The organism is Litoribacter ruber (assembly GCF_018449405.1).
Taxonomy (GTDB): domain Bacteria; phylum Bacteroidota; class Bacteroidia; order Cytophagales; family Cyclobacteriaceae; genus Litoribacter; species Litoribacter ruber.
In genome coordinates this window covers 1-20,561 of the sequence record NZ_JAHCMY010000009.1, presented here as the reverse complement: position 1 = coordinate 20,561, position 20,561 = coordinate 1, and the positions used below count along the sequence as shown (strand labels likewise).

The window sequence follows — 20,561 nt, the reverse complement described above, 5'->3', positions numbered from 1 at the left end:
GTCTTGCTTCCGCAATCAATACCCCACTGCCGTATCCATACCCCTAGGATCCGCGCCGCCTTCTAGTTTGCCGTCCTCTCTTACCAGGATGGCGTCAACTCTTCCAATAGGCCCTCTTTCTTCAAATTTGTGGCCTTTAGCTTCCATTTTGGATTTCAGCTCTTCATCCAGCTTGCCTCTTTCGAAGTAGATGTGGTCAGGCTGCCATTGGCTGTGAAACCTTCTGGCGCTTACAGCCTGCTGCATGCCCATTCCGAAATCAGTGACATTGACGATGGTCTGGAAAACTGAAGTAGGAATAGTGGAGCCGCCGGGAGTACCCACGACCATGTACAATTCTTCGTTCTTTTCCATGATCACCGGAGTCATGGAGCTTAACATCCTTTTTCCAGGCTCAATCTTGTTGGCTTCGCCGCCAAGTACGCCAAACATATTTGGGAAACCAGGTTTGATCGAGAAATCATCCATTTCATTGTTCAGCAGAAAGCCAGCACCATCCACGACTACATAAGAGCCCATGGAACCATTGATGGTGGTCGTGGCCGAAACCGCATTCCCCTTACTGTCAATTATGGAAAAATGGGTTGTTTCTTCAGATTCCTGGGGAATTTCTCCCTCAAATATTTCACTGGAAGGTGTCGCTTTATTTGAATCATAATCCTGGAAGCGCTGATCGAGGTACTCTTCTGAAATCAACGTTTTCACCGGGACTGGGTAATAATCGGCATCAGCCATATAAGCAGCCCTGTCAGCGTAAGTCCTTCTTTCAAGCTCAGTTTTCAGGTGAAGGTAATCTGCAAAATTATCCGGATTGGGATCCAGCTCATATTTCTCCAATAAGCCTAGCATCTGCAAAATAATTATCCCTCCGCTGCTAGGCGGACCCATGGTGATGAGTTTGTAATCCTTGTAGTTACCAATCAAAGGGGCTCTCCATACACTTTCATATTGATCAAAATCCTCCTGAGTGAATACGCCACCACCTCTCTGCATTTCATCCAGCATGGCCTTGGCCACTGGACCTTTATAAAAACCATCCCTGCCATTGTCACGGATATAGGTAAGTGTCTGTGCCAACTGTGCCTGCACCAACGTGTCGCCCTCCTGCCAGTCTTTGCCGGTAAACTGTACCGGGTCCACAGTAGAGAACTCTTTGAAAGTAGGGGAGGCGTTTTTGAATTTTTTGGCTTCTCTTTCAGTCAATACAAAGCCGTTGGCCAAGTCTATAGCCGGCTGTACCAGTTCCGCCCAAGGTAAGGTTCCATGGCGCTCGTAAGCCTTGACCATGCCGTCTACCGAACCGGGAATGCCCGAGGCCAAATGGCCCCTTTGGCTTTTCTGGGCCTGGGCCTCACCATCCTCATCCAAAAACATATCTCTGGAGGAGTTGATAGGAGATTTTTCCCTAAAGTCCAGCGTTTCATAATTCCTTTCAGCATCTCTGATCACAAAGAATCCCCCGCCACCGATATTGCCGGCCTCGGGAAAAACCACTGCCAAAGCAAATTGTACAGCAATAGCCGCATCTACCGCATTCCCACCTTTCTTGAGAATCTCCACCCCGACCTCAGAGGCCAGTGGATGGGCAGATACCACCATGGCGCTGTCGGCCAGCACCCCAATTTCCGATGAGCCTTCTACCCCGCGCCCCCCAGGCTGGGTGCCCGGTTGGTTGCAGGAAAATAAGATCAATAGAAGGGCCGCCATTACTGGCAGCCCTCTTAAGTTTAAGCTTTTAATCATTTCAATAAGTTATCGTTAAAGAGTTTCAAGATTCTCTTGTATTCATCTGTCCAGCTGCTGGGCTCCACAAAACCGTGGTCTTCCACCGGGTACACAGCCATTTCCCAATTATCCTTTTCCAACTCAATCAAGCGCTGGGCAAGCCTTACCACATCCTGAAAGTGTACGTTGACATCCACGATACCGTGGGCGATCAAAAGGTGACCCTTCAGGCCTTCTGCAAAATAAATAGGAGACGACCTTCTATAAGCAATAGGATCATTGAACGGCTCATTCAAAATGTTGGAAGTGTAGCCATGGTTGTAGTGCGCCCAGTCGGTAACCGACCTCAATGCCGCACCGGCATGGAAATACTCCGGCTCGTTAAATAGGGCCATTAAGGTAATAAAACCTCCATAGCTTCCACCATAAATCCCCATCCTCTCAGCATCAACGCCGTGTTGCTCAGCTAAGTATTTGGCACCGTCCACTTGGTCAGAAAGGTCTTTGCCTCCCATGTGGCGGTAGATGCCCGTTCTCCAATCCCTGCCATATCCGGCACTGCCTCTATAATCTATGTCCAGCACCGTGTAGCCCAAATCTGTCAGGAGGTTATGAAACATGTATTCTCTGAAATAATTGGACCACCATTTATGGACATTCTGAAGATATCCGGCACCATGTACAAATATTACACCTGCACCGTTGCTTTTTCCTTCCTCAGGCTTATACAATCTTGCCCAAACCATTTCGCCATCCTCAGCCTGAAACTGCACCAATTCGGGATCTCTCCAGTCATAGGCTTTAAAATCCTCGGATTTTCCATCCGTAATCTGCTGGGCATCCGATTCGCCTATAGGCTGCAGATACAGTTCCCAAGGCTTGTTGCTGTAGGAATGAAGGATGGCCATGTGTTTTTCATCCGGTGATAGAGACACATCATTATTACCCTCCATATGGGTCAACTTTTCCATTTCCCCGCCCATCACAGGCATTCTGTAGAAATGTCTTTCACCTGGATGAACCTCAGAAGTGGAAAGATACCAGTGGCTCTTGTCATTGGAAAGCTGGGGATTGAATACCTCATACTCGCCCTGAGTCAAGGCTTTCTTCTGCCCCGAATTGATGTCCAAAAGATAGAGATGGGAATATCCCGATTCCTCGGATTGGAAATAAATGTGTTGGTTGTCCGGCAACCAGCCAAAAGTACCGCCCCCGAAAGCGTACCCTATGCCGGGCCCCGCAATCCATGCCTCATCACGCTGGCGGTCAAGGGTGCTGACGGTCGCATTGTCCAAATCAACCTTGGCAATCCAACGATCTTTGTTGTCTTGCGATCTGATGCTCAATACTGCGTGTTCGCTGTTGTCAGAAAAATGGACTTTAGCAGGTATCACTTCGCGATCTTCTTTTTTCCATTCTTTATCCGGATAGTCTGAAGTATAATCAGGTAAGTCCTGGATCCCCTCTAGTCCGCTCATGTCTGCAATGATTACCGTATCCCGCTCCAGGTCATAGATGGCCAGTTGCATTTTAGATGCATCCTGACCTACCTTAGGCCTTGCAGGTAGGTTGATGGTATATCCTGTGGCATCCGCATAATCAGGGACGTCAGTGCTTTTAGGACTAATGCGCTCTACTAGAGTAAAGGTTGCATATTTCAAATCTGGAGAAAGGGAAAGGCTGCTTACACCTTTATTGTCCGCATAGAATGTAAACTTTTCCTTGTCGGCAGTCTGTTTTTTATACTCATCTGACTTCTCCTTCTTCTCCTCACGCTCTTTGATTACCTGCAGGAGTTCTAGGTTATCCTCTTTCAACCATTGCTCTTTTTCAGACTTTTCACCGTTTTTTTCCTTAGGCTTTGAGCCAGAATTAATGTTGGTGATCTTTTTCAAGCGCCCAGTGGAAATGTCAACCGTATATAGGTTCTGCCCGGATTCAAAGGCTATGTGCTCGCCCACAAACATCGGGTTGCTTATACGGTTACCAAGGTCAACCAGGGTTTGACTTTCATTTTTGGAAACCTCAAAAAGCATCAGGGCACCGTCCTTTACATATAACTTCTTACTTCTGTCCTGATTGTAAACTCCTCCGCCAGGATGAAGTGACTTTTTCTCCTGCAGACTTACCTTTTCGATTTGGGTAGGGGAGGCTATCTGGATTTTGTAGAGGGAGTCGGCAGGGTCACCCTCTTTGTTGTACTCAAAATATACCGTTTCCCCTTGCTGGTCCCATTGCACTTTGGATGGAAAGGTCCCCATCCATTTGGGGTCTTGCATGATCTTGGGAACCGACAGGTCACTAGTTTGGGCTGATGCATACTGCAAACTTAGAGCAGCAAACAGGCCTAAAATGAAATGTTTTTTCATAGGTAATGATGTTCAGCGTTTGTTTTCCTTTGCTAAATCTCGTTGCCACTTGGCAAAAGGGCAAAATAATAGTCCAATTTGTGTTAAAATTGGACTATCTACAATATTTCTTTTGTGAGTGGTTGTGGCTAAGGGTGGTTAGCCGAATTGTTCATTCAAAAAAAAACGCAATTCCTCGTCTACGGTTTGGAGATCCTGCATGAGTTGATCCCGGTGTTGGGGATAGATGGTTTCCGGATCGGATTCTATTTCCTCGAGCATTTTCCTCACCTGTAGGGCACCGATGTAACTCATGGTGGATTTGCCCTTGTGGCACCTCACTTTGATTTTAGCCCATTCTTTTTGCTCATAAAGCTCTGGTAGCTCCATGAGGTCTTTGAGGTTGGTATTGAGTATGACTTCCACCATTTGGTTGGCCATCTCATCGTCCTCTCCAAAATAATGAAAAATTGTGCCCTTATGAATGATTGTATACATAAAATCCGTCACGATGTTTCCAAAAAGTTATTCAATTAAAAAATGCATTATAAAGATAGTAAAATGTATTTTAAAATTTGTTAAACCTCTTGGATATTTTTTAATAATTATTTAAAGCTCATCTTGGGTACCAGATACTTGGTACCATGTGCCAAGTCTTTCAGCATCAATCGCTGTTATGCGCGAAGAAGCCTTCGTGTCCTTTCATATACGGTGTGTCCTTAGTGGCCCATTTTATTTACGCTCAATATCCGTTCTAGACCTCTCCATTTCGCTTCGCTTCAGTCGAGGTGACGAGTTGATAGCCGCGAAGAAGCCTTAGTGCCCTTCCTTATATTTTGTGCTCTTAGTGGCCCATTTTATTTACGCTCACTATCCGTTCTAGACCTCTCCATTTCGCTTCGCTTCAGTCGAGGTGACGAGTTGATAGCCGCGAAGAAGCCTTAGTGCCCTTCCTTAAATTTTGTGCTCTTAGTGGCCCATTTAATTATCGCCCATCCAACTCTTTTTACTTAAATTTGAACCTCCAATGCCCTTTGTCCATTATTATAGGGAAGCTTACATGAACAAGAACAAGAAACTATTCATCATCATAGGAGTCATTTTCCTGCTTATTATGCTCCTGATTGGAATCGATATTTCCACCAGGACTACTTTTCCCGGTTCAAAGGGAAATTTAAAAGAACGAATGGCTCCAAGCGATACACTCAATACCCATGGGGAAAAACAAGATAGACATCAGTAAAATTGACCTTGACGAACTCAAGGAAAAGACTACCGATTCACCTGGCACCTTAGACCATGCCCACCATACTGGCAGTGCCGTGATCAAACCCGAAGACAAAGGCAAGATCACCGGAAGGGCCCTTTCTGCAATGGAAACGCAAACGGATATGCAGATGGCCCAAATCTACCAGCAGATGCAACTCCTAGCTGACCAGGCCAAAGCCCTACAGGCCCGCAAGGAGATTTCGCACCGCATTTATCAGGCATCCATGTCTTTTGAACCCTTAATCAACCATCATTATTTTTTATATGAAAAGCAAAATGATGGTGATTTTCTGAGTATGGTTGCTCCCGAAGAATGGGGCAGAAAAAATAATGCCACATTTTTGGCCGAAGTAAAACTATTGGCCGACCACACTTGGGAAATTATCCGAAAAGGCGCAAAAAATAAAGACTAGTGCACAACATCAAGATTAATTACCTCATCCAGACCCTTCTGGATCAGGATATAGAAGTATATCCCCAATTTGATTTTCATGTTTCCCCATCCATTTTGGATGACAAGGGAAAAGCTCTGATCAAGGAGGTCTATAATGAACTTGGCGGGAACAACGGGCTGATCATTTTGCCCAAAGTCCGGGCGGATTTCAAGGTGGGCAACACCCTGTTTTTCTACGACAATGAAAACCATTTCAACCGCTACCGGCTGAAAACCCTCAAAACTGAGCTGTATGACCTATTTGCTTTTGGCTGGAAAGACGCCTATTTGCGGCTTTGCCGAACTTACGAGAAAGACTGTCTCCAGTCGGGGATGCAGGATAGGATATGGAACGGCCCCCCTGTGGCCAAAACCCATTTTGGCAAATCTGAAGATCCGGGTGATTTGACAGGCAACGGCTCCAGCGGGTGGAAACTGAATGCTTACAATGACGCACAGATTGACCTTTTCAGCAGACTTTACGGCTACAGATTGGTGCGTATTGCCAAGTATGAAAACATCATGCTCGGCGGTGGACTGAAATCGGTGGAGCAACTCATCCTCTCACCAGACCCCCAAGTGAAGCTGGGGCTGGCCAAGTGGCTGCAGCGTAAGGCCGAACTTTAAAACAAACCGTTGATTTCCCTGTCGATTTTTCCCACTATGTTGGAAAAATCCTCGGGGTTGGCCACAAAGTCAAGGTTGTTGACATCCACCACCAACAAATTGCCTTTGTCATAGCTGCCAATCCATTCCTCGTAATGGGAATTCAAATTTTTCAAATAATCGATTCGGATGGCATTTTCATAATCCCTTCCTCTTTTCTCTATCTGCCCGACCAGCTTTGGGATGTCCGCCTTGAGGTAGATCAACAAGTCTGGAGCCTTCACGTAATCGATCATGCTGTGAAACAGGTTGAGGTAGTTGTGGTAATCCCGCTCGGAAATCAGCTGGGACTTGTGTAGGTTGGCCGCAAATATATAGGCATCCTCATAGATCGTCCGGTCCTGGATGATGGAGATTTCACTCTCCCGGATCTTCTGGATCTGGTTGAAGCGGCTGTTCAAAAAGTAAACCTGCAGGTGAAAGGACCAGCGCTGCATATCCTCGTAGAAGTCCGCCAGATACGGATTGTTCTCCACTGCCTCAAATTCAGCCTTCCAGCCATAATGTTTGGACAGTTTTTCAGTAAGGGTAGTTTTTCCACTACCGATGTTTCCGGATACGGCGATATGCATGGGTTGTTTTTTCATTTTGTATAAGGGTTTGCAAAAATATAAAAAAATAACAGCCAATAGGGCAAAAAAGAGCCCGCCTCTAGGGGAGACAGGCTATCTTTTTGAAGCTAAGAGAGTTACTTTTTGAACCTCTCGGAAACCACCAGCTCCTTGCTTCCTTTGACATATTTGTAGAAACCTTCACCGGACTTTGCACCCATGTAGCCAGCTTCCACCATGTTGATCAAAAGTGGGCATGGGGCGTATTTTGGGTTTCCAAAACCGTCATGCAATACCCTAAGAATGGAAAGGCAGACATCCAGCCCGATAAAATCCGCCAACTGCAAGGGACCCATTGGGTGAGCCATGCCCAGTTTCATTACCGTGTCAATTTCCTCAATGCCAGCCACGCCTTCATACAAGGTATAGATGGCCTCGTTGATCATAGGCATCAAGATTCTGTTGGCCACAAAGCCAGGGTAGTCGTTTACTTCCACCGGAGATTTGCCCAAGTTGCTGGAAAGCTCCATGATACGGCTGGTAACCTCATCGGAAGTGGCATAACCTCTGATTACCTCTACCAGTTTCATTACCGGTACTGGGTTCATGAAGTGCATGCCGATCACCTTGTTGGGTCTGCTGGTCACCGCGCCGATCTTGGTGATGGAAATCGAGGAGGTGTTGGTGGCCAAAATGGTTTTTTCAGCACAGATGGAATCCAGCTCTCTGAAGATGTCCAGCTTGACTTTCACGTTTTCAGTGGCAGCTTCTACCACCAGGTCAGCATCAGCCACCCCGTCGTTTAATTTGGTGAAAGTTTTGATATTGGCCAAAGCCTGGTTTTTCTCCTCTTCGGAGATAAGCTCCTTACTAACCTGCCGGTCAAGGTTTTTGCTGATCGTGCCGATCGCGCGCTCTAGGGCGTCTTGGTTGAGGTCGATTAAGGATACCTGATAACCCTTCTGGGCAAAAACGTGGGCGATACCGTTGCCCATGGTCCCTGATCCGATCACAGAAATATGCTTCATAAAATTTGATATTTGAGTTTATGGTTAAAAAAGGCCCAATCGGCCCGATTTGTTTTGCTTTTTTGCAAGGCCTAAAATACAGGGATATTTGGCGTTTTCCAATTTGGGACAAAAATTTCAAAATATTGTTTGGTGCATAAGGAAGGCTTTGAAGATGAAAAAGAAGGGTTTGTTCCATTCCTTTGGGATTAATGCGTAATTTTGTGGATTCTAAAAACCCTATATCCGAATTATGAAAGAACTTGGAAAGATCAGCAGCCTATTGATTAACCGCTTCACACCCAACGGTGCCTATTTGGCCTTAAGAGACGGAGAGGAAGTTTTGCTTCCCAAATCATACCTGAAAGGTGATGAAAAAGAAGGGGAAGAAATAGAAGTGTTTGTCTATACCGACAGCGAGGACCGCCCCGTAGCCGTGACCAACAGGCCAAATGCTATTGTGGATGAGTTTGCGGTGATGGAAGCCAAGGAAATCACCAAGTTTGGAGCCTTCATGGATTGGGGCCTGCAGAAGGACCTTTTTGTACCCAAGTCCGAAATGGGCAAGGATATGGTAGAGGGCGAGAAGTATCTGGTCATGGTCTGTGTGGATCACAAAACCAACAGACTGATCGGCGTGTCCAAATACGAGGATTTCATTTTGACTGATACGCAGGGTTACGAACCCGGGCAGCAAGTCGAAGGAGTGGTGTTCGATGAATCGGAGCTGGGATTCAAAGTGCTTATCGAAGGTAAGTTTGAGGGGCTTCTTTACAAGAATGAGGTTTTCCGCAACTTGGCCGTAGGGGACAAGGTCAGCCCATTTGTCAAAAAGGTAAGGCAAGACGGAAAGGTCGACCTCATGCTTGAGGCGCCTACCAGAGAAAAATATGAAAAAGGGGCGGAAAAAATTCTCGAGATTCTAAAAGTCCGCAAATCTTTGCCCCTCCATGATAAATCATCCCCCGAAGAAATCCAAAAAGTGCTGGGTATGAGTAAAAAACATTTTAAACAGTCAATCGGTCAGCTATACAAGGATAAAAAAATCACCATTGAGCCAGATGGCATCCATCTTACTTAATTAAGTTTAAGAATGTCGTTAGGCTTAAGGCAAAGCACCGCTTTCTCCCTTTTGATGGCAATGGGTGCTTTGATCAGGTGAGGGTATTTCACCAAGATCTGCAGCCAGCTCTCATCATCCCAGGTTTTGCCTGCTATGTGCGCCTGGTAATCGGGATGGGCACGGTTGAGCAGGTCTTTGGGCCGCAGGTCCAGCTTGTCCAAAATGGTGCGCCAACCGGTAGTGGTGATTTTTTCCTTTTCTATGTTGATTTCATTCACATATCGGGATACGGATCGGGCATAAGCTCTGGCCTTCTTGTCTATAGAGTGATCGGGGGTATAGTAGAAGAACAATTCATTTGGATGCATCTTCATATTATGTGGCTTTAAGTGTATTTGAAATTAGAATAAAATCAATTCAAATGCAAATAAAAGAAGGTAAAATATTTAATATTTAAAATAAAGGGTAATATTAATTAGTGGTAGTTGACTGAAGGTTTTGAAAATATAAGCAGAAGCGAATATTCTTCCAATAAGAAGCTGAAGGATAAGCTGCGCAAGGTCAAGCCCAAGGAGCTGGATCAGATGTTTCACCGGGAGCATGAGAATTCCTTTAGGGAGATTGACTGCCTGAGTTGTGCAAACTGCTGCAAAACCACCAGCCCCATCTTCATTTCCACTGACATTGAAAGGATAAGCAAAACCCTGAAGATGAAAACGGGGGAGTTTATCGATACCTATCTGCGGATGGACGAAGAGGGGGACTATGTGCTGCAAAAAAGCCCCTGTTCCTTTCTTTTGGACGACAACACCTGTCTGATTTATGAAGACCGTCCAAAGGCCTGCCGGGAATACCCCCATACCGACCGCAAAAACATGACAGGCATATTGGCCTTGACCCTGCGCAACACTTTGGTATGTCCTGCAGTTTTACGTATTTTTCAAGTCTTTTCCCGGGAATTTAGGAAGTAAATCATTCTCTTTGCTATCTTAGGGCAATTAAACCTATTAAAATTAGATATGAATCAACAAGAAGAGCATTTTTTGGGGGTGGATGTTGGCGGTACCCATTTGAAAATTGGCTTGGTAAGCAGGCAAGGTAAAATCGTCTCCTTTTTTAAAGAGGATACCAGACCATATAAAGAACACCCCGACGGGTTTAATCTTTGTTTCCTTAGAGTAATCGGCAAATACCTGGACATGTTTCCGGAAGTCAAAAATGTCGGCATAGGCCTGCCAGGTCTGGTCAATAAAGAAAGAACCACCACCCTGGAAATCCCCGCCATCCCGGCGCTCAACGGATTTGACCTCAAAGGATCTCTTCAGAAGCTTTATAAAGACATCAACTTTTACCTCGAAAATGACGCGGCTGCCGCGGCATTCGGGGAACTCAAATTTGGGGTGTCACAAACCTCTCCCAACTTTCTTTTTATCACCATGGGTACCGGGATCGGGAGTGCCATGGTCATGAATGGTGAGATTTTCAAAGGAGCCAGGGGCAATGCCATGGAAATGGGCCATATGCTTTCCCGAGGCAACGAGGGGCTGGAAAAACTCATCGGCCGAAACGGGATACTCCGCATCATGCAGCGAATGATAGAAGCCTATCCCGAAAAAGCAGGCGAACTCCTGGACAAGGAATTGGGTACCCACTTGCTGGTGGACACTGCCAAGGCCGGCAATCAGGTATCCCTGATGGTTTTTGAGGAAGTGGGCCGCATCATGGGGGAGGCCATCGTGTCTACGGTGAGAATCCTGGACGTGAATGAAATTTACTTCGGCGGCGGCATCTCCGCAGGCTTGGAGTTTATGATGCCTTCTTTGGAAAAAACAGTGCGCCAGTACCTGACCAAATATTACCTTTCCGACCTGAGGATGGAAAAGGCGACATTGGAAAACAATGCCGGAACCTTGGGGGCTGCAGCTTTATGTTTTATGGATTGAGTGTAGTCACGGTCACCTCGCTGACCTTGTTTATAGAATTTAAGCGGAAAAGAACCTTTAGAGGTTCTTTTTCTGTTTCCACCCCTTCGCAGTTGGAGGAAGGTTCCAGAAAGTAGAAAAAGAAGGTTTGGCTTTTGTCCACCAGCTCCACACGGTCAGGCCTGCCAAAGGTTTTGATCAGCTCCTGGTTGTTTTTGCCCAAGAAGGAATTTTTGATACTTCTTATTTCGCTTTCATAGGCCAGTCGCAGTCCCAGACAGCCGTATCGGTCCTTTTTCCACTCCTCCGTATCGATAATCCCGGTGTCAAGCGGGCCGGTGCAGGAAAGTGTGGCAAAAACCAATAGGGTAAGGAGAACTTGGGGGATTCTGGACATAATGATTGGGATTTCTGGCCACAAAAGTAAGCAAAAATATATTTATAAGGATATTATACTTTGACTCAGGGAATTAATTTGGCCCAATAAGACTTATAGGCAAGGTGTTCCCTCGCACAGGCCGTTTTGATTCCCATAAAAATTCTATATTAGCGGCTTAATTAAATACTGATTATGTACAGAAGATTTGCCAAAGCCTTTCATTTCCTTTCTATTCTGCTCTTTATCATCCTTTTCATGTACATCTACGCGGCACTTCCCGAAAATGTCGCCTACCAGCTAGATGCTTCAGGCATGCCGGTCAAGTCGGTCGCCAGGGATACCTTCTTCTATTTTGGAATCGGAGCTTTCATTATCATCAACCTGATTGTTGTATTTTCAGGGAAAATGGTAGAAAAGCAAGCCACCACCAACCTAAGAAAGCTTTTCCCCACAGGAGACCCATTTAGCGACAAAATGTTGGGCTGGATCTATTCATTTGCGGGAATTCTAAACGTTTCCATGGTGATCATTGCCTTCTTTATCCATAGCATCAACAACCAATATGAGATCAAGACAGAGGAGTTCAGTCCATTTTTCTACATGATTCCTGTGTTCATGGTAGTTTGGATTATCCTGCTTTTTGCTATTTTAGGCAAAAAGTTAAGCCAGGTTAGGTCCTGATTAATTTAACATTCATCTGAATCAAGCATATTATGGCGTCAAACGTTCAATATACAGAAGACAGTATCAAATCCCTGGATTGGAGGGAGCACATCCGCCTCAGACCCGGTATGTATATCGGGAAGCTTGGGGACGGGAGCGCCCAGGATGACGGGATTTACGTTTTGGTAAAGGAAATTCTCGATAACAGTATCGATGAACACATGATGGGCCACGGCCGCACCATCGATATCAAGATCAGTGAACACAAGGTGGAGGTAAGGGACTACGGTAGGGGCATCCCATTGGGGAAAGTCATCGACTGTGTGTCCAAGATCAACACCGGTGGTAAATACGACTCGGGGGCCTTCCAGAAATCTGTCGGGCTAAACGGGGTCGGTACCAAAGCGGTAAACGCCTTGTCGGAATACTTCCGCGTGCAATCCTACCGCGACGGGGAAACCAAGGTCGCGGAATTTGAGAAGGGCGTTCTGAAAGAGGATAAGCCCATAGTGAAAAGCTCCGACCGAAACGGGACCAAAATCACTTTTTCCCCGGATAGCAGCGTTTTCAAAAACTACCATTTCATTCCCGAATACCTGGAAAACCAGATCTGGAACTATGCCTTCCTGAACGCCGGTCTTACCATCAATTATAACGGCAAGAAGTATTTTTCCGAAAGAGGACTTCATGACCTTTTGGACAGAAAAGTGGATGAGGACAGCCGCAGGTATCCCATCATTCACCTGAAAGGCAATGACATTGAAATGGCCATGACCCATAGCAACCAGTATGGGGAGGAGTATTACTCCTTTGTTAACGGACAGTTCACTACCCAGGGAGGTACGCACCTGACCGCTTTCAGGGAAGCGATCGTCAAGGCCGTCAGGGAGTTTTACAAAAAAGATTACGATGCTTCTGATATCAGACAAAGTATCGTGGCATCCATCGCGGTGAGGGTCCAGGAACCTGTTTTTGAATCTCAGACCAAGACCAAGCTCGGCTCCCAGAGCATCGGGCCGGACGGGCCCACTTTGAGGACGTTTGTCAATGATTTCATCAAAACCGAGCTGGACAACTACCTGCACAAGAATCCCGATGCGGCCAATAACCTGCTGAAAAGAATCCTGCAGTCCGAACGTGAGCGCAAGGAAATTTCCGGCATCAAGAAACTGGCAAACGAAAGAGCCAAAAAGGCAAACCTGCACAACAAGAAGCTCAGGGACTGCCGCGTGCATTATGATGACCCCAAAGCCAGCGATGAGAAGAAAAATGAAACCATGCTTTTCCTCACCGAGGGGGACTCTGCATCAGGTTCCATCACCAAATCCCGGAATGTGCAGACCCAGGCCGTATTCTCCTTGAGGGGAAAACCGCTCAACTGCTTTGGGATGACCAAAAAGGTGGTGTATGAAAATGAGGAATTCAACCTCCTTCAGCATGCCTTAAACATTGAAGACGGGATTGAAAACCTGCGATACAGGAAAATTGTGATCGCTACCGATGCCGATGTGGACGGAATGCACATCAGGTTGCTGATCATGACCTACTTCCTTCAGTTCTTCCCCGATTTGGTGAAAAACGGCCATCTTTATATTTTGGAAACCCCGCTTTTCAGAGTAAGAAACAAGAAGGAAACGATCTATTGTTACACCGATGAGGAAAGGCAGCGGGCGATCATGAAGCTGGGTAGCAAACCGGAGATCACACGATTTAAGGGGCTGGGTGAAATTTCCCCAAATGAATTTGGCGGCTTTATAGGTGAGGATATCCGTTTGGAGCCGATCATTTTGGGCAAAGACACCAAGATTGCCGACCTGTTGACTTTCTACATGGGCAAAAACACCCCTAACCGCCAAAATTTCATCATTGACAACCTCAAGATTGAAAAGGATTTGGTAAAGGAGGAAGAGGAAGCTAAAAGGAAAGCTAAGGAGGAAGAAAAAATAACGGCCTAAATTATTGCAGTAATAATGCAAAAATGCTAGAGATTGCATTATTGATGAAATTTTTTGATGCTTTTCATATTTTGAGGCTTGGGTTATAAAAATTACAGTATCGCGAAATATTTGTTTTAAATGAGTGATTTAGAAAACAACGGACCATTGGACAACGACGAGGAATTGCACGAGTCGATTCCCGTGACGGGCATGTACAAGGACTGGTTCCTTGATTATGCATCCTATGTGATTTTGGAAAGGGCGGTGCCGGCCATTGAGGATGGTTTCAAGCCCGTGCAGCGTAGGATCATGCACGCCATGAAGGAAATGGATGATGGGCGCTTCAACAAAGTGGCCAACATCATCGGGCAGACCATGCAGTACCACCCCCACGGGGATGCTTCGATCAGCGATGCCATAGTAAATCTTGGCCAAAAAGACCTTTTGATCGAAACCCAGGGCAACTGGGGCGATATCCGTACCGGCGACGGCGCGGCAGCGGCCAGATATATCGAGGCGCGACTTTCTAAGTTTGCCCTGGATGTGGTCTTTAACCCACAGACAACCGAATGGCAACTGTCATATGACGGAAGGAAAAAGGAGCCGGTTACTTTGCCGGTCAAGTTTCCATTGCTTTTGGCACAAGGAGTGGAGGGGATCGCTGTAGGCCTTTCTACCAAAATATTGCCCCACAACTTTATCGAGCTGATCGAAGGTTCGATAGAAGTCCTAAAAGGCGGACGTCCAACCCTGCTTCCAGATTTCCCTACCGGGGGATTGGGGGATTTTTCCGAATACAACGAGGGGATCAGAGGAGGAAAGATAAAGGTTCGCGCAAAAATCGAGGAAGAGGACAACAAAACTCTTTTGATCAAGGAGATACCATATGGTACCACCACCAACTCTTTGATCGAGTCCATTATCAAAGCCAATGATAAGGGTAAGATCAAGATCAAAAAAGTAACCGACAACACGGCTGCTGAAGTGGAAATCCAGATACAGCTGGCACCTGGACAGTCTCCGGACATGACCATCGACGCCCTGTATGCCTTCACCGATTGTGAGGTTTCCATTTCGCCAAATGCCTGTGTGATTATAGAAGACAAGCCTGTCTTTCTCACCGTCAACGATATTCTCTCCTACAACACCAAACAGACCAAGGAGCTGCTCAAAAGGGAGCTTGAGATCCGTAAGGCGGAGTTGATGGAGAAACTGCTTTTCTCTTCTTTGGAGAAAATCTTTATCGAAAACAGGATCTACCGCGACATTGAGGAGTGTGAAACCTGGGATGCGGTGATCGAAACCATCGACAGGGGATTGGAACCCTACAAACCTGATTTTTATCGGGAGATCACCACTGAGGATATTGTAAGGCTGACTGAAATCAAGATCAAGCGGATTTCCAGATTTGATGCTTTCAAGGCCGATGAGCTGATGCGCAAATTGGAGGAAGAGCTGAAAGAGGTGAATTACAACCTCAACCACCTGACCCAATATGCCATCAAGTATTATAAAGGCCTGCTGGATAAATATGGCAAGGGAAGGGAAAGAAAAACCGAAATCCGTGCTTTCGAAAACATTCAGGCCACCGTGGTGGCAGCCAACAATGCCAAACTGTATGTAAACAGAGCCGATGGTTTTATCGGTTACGGTTTGAAAAAGGATGAGTTTGTCTGCGACTGTTCCGACTTGGATGACATTATTGTCTTCAAACGTGACGGCACGGCCCAGGTGACCAAAATCCAGGACAAGGTATTTGTAGGCAAAGACATCATCCACGTAGCGGTTTACCGCAAAGGGGATGAGCGCATGGTTTATAACTTGATCTATCTCGACGGCGGCTCGGGTAGGGCCATGGTCAAAAGATTCCAGGTGCTCAGCGTCACCCGTGACAGGGAATATGTGCTTACCAAAGGCACCAAAGGTTCCAAGGTGATGTACTTCACAGCAAATCCCAATGGTGAGGCGGAAATTGTGACCGTTTACCTCACCCAAGGAAGTAAGGCTAGGGTGAAGGTTTTTGACTTTGACTTCTCCACCATTGAAATCAAGGGTAGGGGTGCAGGAGGAAATATCCTGACCAAATACCCGGTTCGCAAGATCCAATTGAAAATGGAAGGCGTCTCTACCCTTGGCGGTTTGGATATCTACTACGATGAACATATCGGCAGGCTGAACACAGATGGAAGGGGCCGATTGGTGGACAACTTCCTGGGGGATGACAAGATCATTGCCGTGTACCGAAACGGGGAATACGAGCTAACCTCTTTTGAGGTGACGAATAGATATGAGTCCAAGGACCTATTGCTTTTGGAGAAATTTGACCCCAAAAAGGTGATTTCAGCCATCTACTTTGACGGCACCTCCAAGACATATTTTGTCAAGCGCTTTATGGTGGAAACTTCTACCGTGAACAAGAAATTCAACTTCATATCTGACCACAGAAACAGCCAGCTGGAGGTAGTCAGCACTGAGGAGCAGCCTCAGGTGAAGGTGAAGCTTCAAAAAGGCAAGGAAACCGAAGAGGTAATCTACGACGTGGACATGCTGATCGACGTGAAGGGCTGGAAAGCCATGGGGAACAAACTAACCTCGCACACGGTCAAAAGCATATCCCTTCTGGCTCCCGTCAAACCCAAAAAAGAAGAAAACCCAGCCGATCTCACCGTCGGAGACAGCGTAGACCTAAGTGTCGATGAAGATGATGACGAGGAACAGTTGGGGTTATTTTAAAATGTTTAGGGTTTGAAGTTTATAGTTTAAAGCTTAAGGCGTTTGACAACTGAAAGTCCGTGTGGAGAGATCCACACGGACTTTTCTAGTTTTATGGACTATGGTCTATAAACTATGTACTAATAAACCATAAGCGTCCGCGCAGCGGACAATAAACCTCAAACAATTTTACATTTAACCATATCTTGGTCATATTTGTAAGATAATAGCGCACCTGTTTGTAAAGGTGCCATGTTTTACACTGTATATTTTAAAAATGTCTGAACAACAAATCAACATTACCCTGCCCGACGGTTCTGTCAGGCAGTTTGACAAAGGAATCACCGGCCACCAAGTCGCCCTTAGTATCAGCGAAGGATTGGCCCGAAACGTTCTTGCAGCCAAAGTGAATGGTGAGGTATGGGATGCCACCCGTGCGATCAACCAGGATGCCGAGGTGCAACTTTTGACATGGAACGACAAAGAGGGGAAAGGAACCTTCTGGCACAGTTCGGCGCACTTGCTGGCAGAGGCACTGGAAGCCCTCTACCCAGGGGTGAAGTTTGGGATTGGACCAAACATTGAAACCGGCTTTTACTATGATGTTGATTTTGGGGACAGGACCTTCGACGGGGCCGAGCTGGAAAAGATCGAGAAGAAAATGATCGAGCTGGCCAAGCAGAAAAACGAATACTCCCGCAAGGAAATCAGCAAATCAGAAGCCGTTGCCTACTACGAGCAAAAGGGGGACGAATATAAACTGGACCTTCTCGAAGGCCTCGAGGACGGTACCATCACGTTCTACGAGCAGGGCAATTTTACCGACCTCTGCCGTGGACCCCATATTCCAAATACAGGTTTCATCAAGGCTGTTAAGCTATTGAATGTTGCCGGTGCCTACTGGAGAGGGGATGAGAAAAATAAAATGCTTACCAGAATTTATGGGGTTACTTTTCCAAAAGCAAAGGAACTTCAGGAATACCTGGTATTGCTTGAGGAAGCAAAAAAGCGTGACCACCGTAAGTTGGGCCGCGAACTTGAGCTGTTTACCTTCTCCGAAAAGGTGGGACAGGGCTTGCCACTTTGGTTGCCAAAAGGCACCCTATTGCGCGAGCGCTTGGTTAACTTCATGAAGAAGGCTCAGGACAAATCCGGTTATCAGCAGGTTGCGACACCTCATATCGGCCATAAGGCACTTTATGAGACATCTGGCCACTACGCCAAATATGGAAAAGATTCCTTCCAGCCCATTGCCACACCGCATGAGGGGGAGGAGTTCTTGCTTAAGCCGATGAACTGTCCGCACCACTGCGAGATCTACAAACATAAGCCAAGGTCTTATAAGGACCTTCCTATTCGCTATGCCGAGTTCGGGACCGTCTATAGATATGAGCAGAGCGGTGAGCTGCACGGATTGACCCGCGTGAGGGGCTTTACCCAGGATGATGCGCATATTTTCTGCCGTCCTGACCAGGTGAAAGAAGAGTTTATCAAGGTGATTGACCTCGTGTTGTATGTGTTCAAAGCCTTGGGTTTTGAGAATTATACCGCGCAAATCTCCCTGAGAGATCCTGAGGATAAGGAGAAATATATTGGAGAGGATGCTCTGTGGGACAAGGCTGAGTCTGATATCATTGAGGCGGCCAAGGAGAAGGGTTTGGATACCGTGACCGAGCTTGGAGAAGCAGCGTTTTACGGGCCTAAACTTGATTTTATGGTCAAGGATGCCTTGGGTAGAAGCTGGCAGCTTGGAACTATACAGGTAGATTATAACTTACCTAATAGATTTGAACTCGAATATGTGGGTTCTGATAACCAGCGCCACAGGCCTGTGATGATCCATAGGGCACCATTTGGTTCCTTGGAAAGATTTGTGGCCGTGCTTATTGAGCACTGTGCAGGCAATTTCCCCCTTTGGCTTTCTCCCGAGCAGATCAACATCCTGCCGATTTCCGAAAAATTTGCCGATTACGCCGAGCAGATCAAGCAGCAGCTTGAGGATGCCGACATCAGTGGCAACCTGGACAACCGGGATGAGAAGATCGGCCGCAAGATCCGGGATTCAGAAATGAAGAAAGTGCCATTCATGATCATCGTGGGTGAAAAAGAGCAGGCCGAAGGCAAGCTTTCTGTCCGCAAACACGGTCAGGGCGACCTCGGAAGCTTCACAGTAGAGGAATTTGTAGCCTATTTCAAAAACATCATCACGGAGAGTTTGAATTAAAGAAGACGGTAATCCTTTCTATAGGGGTGAAAAAATTTTAACCCCTGCAGAAAGGGCATCCGACATCCTCCATCTTTAAATAAATTAAGGAATTAATTCTTTGATTTTTATAAAATAAAAATTATTGCGATATTTGCAGTCAAATTCATTAAACAACCATAACTATTTTGAGAGGAAGAAAACCGTTTAAACCGAGACAAGAAGAACCATATAAGGTAAATTCCAAGATCAGGGCCCGCGAGGTCAGGGTAGTGGGGGATTTTGTAGAAGGCGGCAATGCCGTGATGGCTACAGATGCAGCAGTAAGGCTGGCCCAGGAAAATGACCTTGATCTTGTTGAGATTTCTCCCAGCGCCAACCCGCCCGTATGTAAGGTGATTGACTATGCGAAGTTTAAGTACGAGCAGAAGAAAAAGCAAAAGGAGATAAAAGCCAACGCAGCAAAAACAGTAGTCAAAGAAATCCGATTCGGACCCAACACGGACGATCACGATTTTGACTTCAAGCTCAAGCATGCGATCAACTTCCTGAAAGAGGGTGCCAAGGTGAAGGCCTATGTGCACTTTGTGGGTAGGACGATCGTGTTTAAAGAGAGAGGCGAGATGCTTTTATTGAAATTTGCACAGGCACTGGAAGAGTACGGTCAGGTGGAGCAGCTTCCCAAGATGGAAGGTAAGCGCATGAACATCTTCGTTTCTCCCAAAGCAGGTAACAAGAAATAATTTCAACTAAATAAATACAGCAAAAATGCCTAAAGTAAAAACCAAATCAAGTGCAAAGAAGCGGTTCAAATTGTCAGGAACCGGCAAAATCAGAAGAAAGCATGCTTACAAAAGCCACATTCTGACTAAGAAGACGACCAAGCAGAAGAGAAATCTTACCAAAATGGGCAACGTCCACGAGTCAGACGAAGGAAGAGTAAAAGATATGTTGAGAATCTGATCAGATTCTTAACTTCTGACAAAACAAATTAATTAAGGTTATTATTCACCAGATGCTTGGTTTAAAGACCCTTCGGGCACCAAGAGTCAAAAATTAAAAATTATGCCTAGATCAGTCAACGCGGTAGCGTCAAGAGCAAGAAGAAAAAAAGTATTAAAAGCTACCAGAGGTTACTTCGGAAGAGGTAGCAACGTTTGGACCGTAGCCAAAAACAAGTACGAAAAAGGTTTACAGTACGCATACAGAGACAGAAAAGCGAAGAAGAGAGAATTCAGAGCCCTATGGATCCAGCGTATCAACGCAGGTGCCAGAGAGCACGGCGTTTCGTATTCCCAATTGATGGGCATGTTGAAGAAAGCAGAAATCGATCTTAACAGAAAAGTTCTTGCTGACCTTGCCATGAACCACCCAGAGGCATTCAAAGCTGTAGTTGAAAAAGTTAAATAAGCGAGCACTAAGCTTATTTTTCATACAAAAACCGTTCTGCATATGTAGGGCGGTTTTTTTGTTGTACTAGGCACTAAGTTGCGTGACTGTAACAAAAGTGTACTTCATTATTCCCGCCACGGTGGGCAAGCATCATTCGATATTCTACATTCATTATTTTTTTACCAAACGTGGCTGAACTGTGAACCACTTCATACTTAGGAGGGGTACCAAGTACCAGGTACCATGTACAACGTATTCTAGCAACAGAGGCTGTTGATAGCCATTTTGTCC

The 20,561-nt window shown here is 46.0% G+C and carries 20 protein-coding genes; 13 read left to right on the top strand and 7 right to left on the bottom strand.

Translation table 11 applies throughout. The features are described from left to right. Window positions 1-15 precede the first annotated feature (15 nt). From ggt to KI659_RS14130, 3 genes are all read right to left on the bottom strand, one after another. Window positions 16-1,743 carry a gamma-glutamyltransferase gene (gene ggt / locus KI659_RS14140; RefSeq protein WP_246535422.1) on the bottom strand — a complete coding sequence of 576 codons (1,728 nt, stop codon included), beginning with the start codon at window positions 1,741-1,743 and terminating at the stop codon, window positions 16-18. Continuing rightward, window positions 1,740-4,094 (bottom strand): S9 family peptidase, encoded by a 2,355-nt coding sequence (locus tag KI659_RS14135; protein WP_213946015.1) that lies wholly within the window; start codon window positions 4,092-4,094, stop codon window positions 1,740-1,742. Before KI659_RS14135 ends, ggt begins: the two co-directional genes overlap by 4 nt. A 138-nt stretch (window positions 4,095-4,232) precedes the next feature. Then, window positions 4,233-4,571, bottom strand: coding sequence for an Hpt domain-containing protein (locus KI659_RS14130; protein WP_213946014.1), 339 nt, complete (start codon window positions 4,569-4,571; stop codon window positions 4,233-4,235). A gap of 529 nt (window positions 4,572-5,100) precedes the next feature. On the opposite strand from KI659_RS14130, the gene KI659_RS14125 reads away from it, so the two are divergent. From KI659_RS14125 to KI659_RS14115, 3 genes are read left to right on the top strand one after another with little or no spacing between them, the layout of a single operon-like run. After that, entirely contained in the window at window positions 5,101-5,316 is a 216-nt protein-coding gene (locus KI659_RS14125) for a hypothetical protein (protein WP_246535421.1), read from the top strand. Beyond that, complete coding sequence (locus KI659_RS14120) at window positions 5,288-5,755, top strand: DUF2452 domain-containing protein (protein ID WP_213946013.1); 468 nt, start codon at window positions 5,288-5,290, stop codon at window positions 5,753-5,755. The genes KI659_RS14125 and KI659_RS14120 overlap by 29 nt, the downstream gene beginning before the upstream one ends. Beyond that, window positions 5,755-6,402, top strand: a complete 648-nt coding sequence (locus KI659_RS14115) for a DUF7255 family protein (RefSeq protein ID WP_213946012.1) — start codon at window positions 5,755-5,757, stop codon at window positions 6,400-6,402. The genes KI659_RS14120 and KI659_RS14115 overlap by 1 nt, the downstream gene beginning before the upstream one ends. Here KI659_RS14115 and KI659_RS14110 read toward each other — a convergent pair. Together KI659_RS14110 and KI659_RS14105 are read right to left on the bottom strand one after the other, a co-directional pair. Continuing rightward, window positions 6,399-7,013 (bottom strand): deoxynucleoside kinase, encoded by a 615-nt coding sequence (locus KI659_RS14110; RefSeq protein ID WP_213946101.1) that lies wholly within the window; start codon window positions 7,011-7,013, stop codon window positions 6,399-6,401. The genes KI659_RS14115 and KI659_RS14110 overlap by 4 nt on opposite strands. Before the next feature lie 116 nt (window positions 7,014-7,129). Continuing rightward, on the bottom strand, window positions 7,130-8,020 hold the full coding sequence (locus KI659_RS14105; RefSeq protein ID WP_213946011.1) for a 3-hydroxybutyryl-CoA dehydrogenase: 891 nt from the start codon (window positions 8,018-8,020) through the stop codon (window positions 7,130-7,132). Between the two features lie 232 nt (window positions 8,021-8,252). Here KI659_RS14105 and KI659_RS14100 point away from each other — a divergent pair, with 232 nt between their 5' ends. Continuing rightward, the gene (locus KI659_RS14100) at window positions 8,253-9,080 is read left to right on the top strand and encodes a CvfB family protein (RefSeq protein WP_213946010.1); all 828 of its coding nucleotides are present in this window, start codon (window positions 8,253-8,255) and stop codon (window positions 9,078-9,080) included. Here the strand turns inward: KI659_RS14100 and KI659_RS14095 are convergent. Beyond that, complete coding sequence (locus tag KI659_RS14095) at window positions 9,077-9,436, bottom strand: arsenate reductase family protein (RefSeq protein WP_213946009.1); 360 nt, start codon at window positions 9,434-9,436, stop codon at window positions 9,077-9,079. The genes KI659_RS14100 and KI659_RS14095 overlap by 4 nt on opposite strands. A gap of 111 nt (window positions 9,437-9,547) precedes the next feature. On the opposite strand from KI659_RS14095, the gene KI659_RS14090 reads away from it, so the two are divergent. Further along, window positions 9,548-10,033, top strand: a complete 486-nt coding sequence (locus tag KI659_RS14090) for a YkgJ family cysteine cluster protein (protein WP_246535420.1) — start codon at window positions 9,548-9,550, stop codon at window positions 10,031-10,033. A gap of 48 nt (window positions 10,034-10,081) precedes the next feature. Then, window positions 10,082-11,005 (top strand): ROK family protein, encoded by a 924-nt coding sequence (locus KI659_RS14085; protein ID WP_213946008.1) that lies wholly within the window; start codon window positions 10,082-10,084, stop codon window positions 11,003-11,005. Here the strand turns inward: KI659_RS14085 and KI659_RS14080 are convergent. Next, entirely contained in the window at window positions 10,995-11,381 is a 387-nt protein-coding gene (locus KI659_RS14080; RefSeq protein WP_213946007.1) for a magnesium transporter CorA family protein, read from the bottom strand. The two genes, KI659_RS14085 and KI659_RS14080, sit on opposite strands and share 11 nt — an antisense overlap. Before the next feature lie 174 nt (window positions 11,382-11,555). Between KI659_RS14080 and KI659_RS14075 the strand changes: the two genes are divergently transcribed. The 7 genes from KI659_RS14075 (at window position 11,556) to rplT (ending at window position 20,288) form a co-directional block, all read left to right on the top strand. After that, entirely contained in the window at window positions 11,556-12,044 is a 489-nt protein-coding gene (locus tag KI659_RS14075; protein WP_213946006.1) for a DNA topoisomerase IV, read from the top strand. Between the two features lie 32 nt (window positions 12,045-12,076). Next, window positions 12,077-13,981: a DNA topoisomerase IV subunit B gene (locus KI659_RS14070; protein ID WP_213946005.1), complete on the top strand. Its 1,905-nt coding sequence runs from the start codon at window positions 12,077-12,079 to the stop codon at window positions 13,979-13,981. A 120-nt stretch (window positions 13,982-14,101) separates the two neighbouring features. Next, window positions 14,102-16,696: a DNA gyrase/topoisomerase IV subunit A gene (locus KI659_RS14065; RefSeq protein ID WP_213946004.1), complete on the top strand. Its 2,595-nt coding sequence runs from the start codon at window positions 14,102-14,104 to the stop codon at window positions 16,694-16,696. A 256-nt stretch (window positions 16,697-16,952) separates the two neighbouring features. After that, window positions 16,953-18,899, top strand: coding sequence for a threonine--tRNA ligase (gene thrS / locus KI659_RS14060; RefSeq protein ID WP_213946003.1), 1,947 nt, complete (start codon window positions 16,953-16,955; stop codon window positions 18,897-18,899). A gap of 167 nt (window positions 18,900-19,066) precedes the next feature. After that, window positions 19,067-19,621, top strand: a complete 555-nt coding sequence (infC, locus tag KI659_RS14055; RefSeq protein WP_213946002.1) for a translation initiation factor IF-3 — start codon at window positions 19,067-19,069, stop codon at window positions 19,619-19,621. A 25-nt stretch (window positions 19,622-19,646) separates the two neighbouring features. After that, entirely contained in the window at window positions 19,647-19,841 is a 195-nt protein-coding gene (gene rpmI / locus KI659_RS14050) for a 50S ribosomal protein L35 (protein ID WP_143961388.1), read from the top strand. 102 nt (window positions 19,842-19,943) lie between these two features. Next, window positions 19,944-20,288, top strand: coding sequence for a 50S ribosomal protein L20 (rplT, locus tag KI659_RS14045; protein ID WP_213946001.1), 345 nt, complete (start codon window positions 19,944-19,946; stop codon window positions 20,286-20,288). Window positions 20,289-20,561: the final 273 nt, after the last annotated feature.

Coding starts and splice junctions, on each gene's coding strand:
- ggt (WP_246535422.1), bottom strand. CDS start 1,743: ATGATTAAAAGCTTAAACTTAAGAGGGCTGCCAGTAATGGCGGCCCTT.
- KI659_RS14135 (WP_213946015.1), bottom strand. CDS start 4,094: ATGAAAAAACATTTCATTTTAGGCCTGTTTGCTGCTCTAAGTTTGCAG.
- KI659_RS14130 (WP_213946014.1), bottom strand. CDS start 4,571: ATGTATACAATCATTCATAAGGGCACAATTTTTCATTATTTTGGAGAG.
- KI659_RS14125 (WP_246535421.1), top strand. CDS start 5,101: ATGCCCTTTGTCCATTATTATAGGGAAGCTTACATGAACAAGAACAAG.
- KI659_RS14120 (WP_213946013.1), top strand. CDS start 5,288: ATGGGGAAAAACAAGATAGACATCAGTAAAATTGACCTTGACGAACTC.
- KI659_RS14110 (WP_213946101.1), bottom strand. CDS start 7,013: ATGCATATCGCCGTATCCGGAAACATCGGTAGTGGAAAAACTACCCTT.
- KI659_RS14105 (WP_213946011.1), bottom strand. CDS start 8,020: ATGAAGCATATTTCTGTGATCGGATCAGGGACCATGGGCAACGGTATC.
- KI659_RS14100 (WP_213946010.1), top strand. CDS start 8,253: ATGAAAGAACTTGGAAAGATCAGCAGCCTATTGATTAACCGCTTCACA.
- KI659_RS14095 (WP_213946009.1), bottom strand. CDS start 9,436: ATGAAGATGCATCCAAATGAATTGTTCTTCTACTATACCCCCGATCAC.
- KI659_RS14085 (WP_213946008.1), top strand. CDS start 10,082: ATGAATCAACAAGAAGAGCATTTTTTGGGGGTGGATGTTGGCGGTACC.
- KI659_RS14080 (WP_213946007.1), bottom strand. CDS start 11,381: ATGTCCAGAATCCCCCAAGTTCTCCTTACCCTATTGGTTTTTGCCACA.
- KI659_RS14075 (WP_213946006.1), top strand. CDS start 11,556: ATGTACAGAAGATTTGCCAAAGCCTTTCATTTCCTTTCTATTCTGCTC.
- KI659_RS14070 (WP_213946005.1), top strand. CDS start 12,077: ATGGCGTCAAACGTTCAATATACAGAAGACAGTATCAAATCCCTGGAT.
- KI659_RS14065 (WP_213946004.1), top strand. CDS start 14,102: ATGAGTGATTTAGAAAACAACGGACCATTGGACAACGACGAGGAATTG.
- thrS (WP_213946003.1), top strand. CDS start 16,953: ATGTCTGAACAACAAATCAACATTACCCTGCCCGACGGTTCTGTCAGG.
- rpmI (WP_143961388.1), top strand. CDS start 19,647: ATGCCTAAAGTAAAAACCAAATCAAGTGCAAAGAAGCGGTTCAAATTG.
- rplT (WP_213946001.1), top strand. CDS start 19,944: ATGCCTAGATCAGTCAACGCGGTAGCGTCAAGAGCAAGAAGAAAAAAA.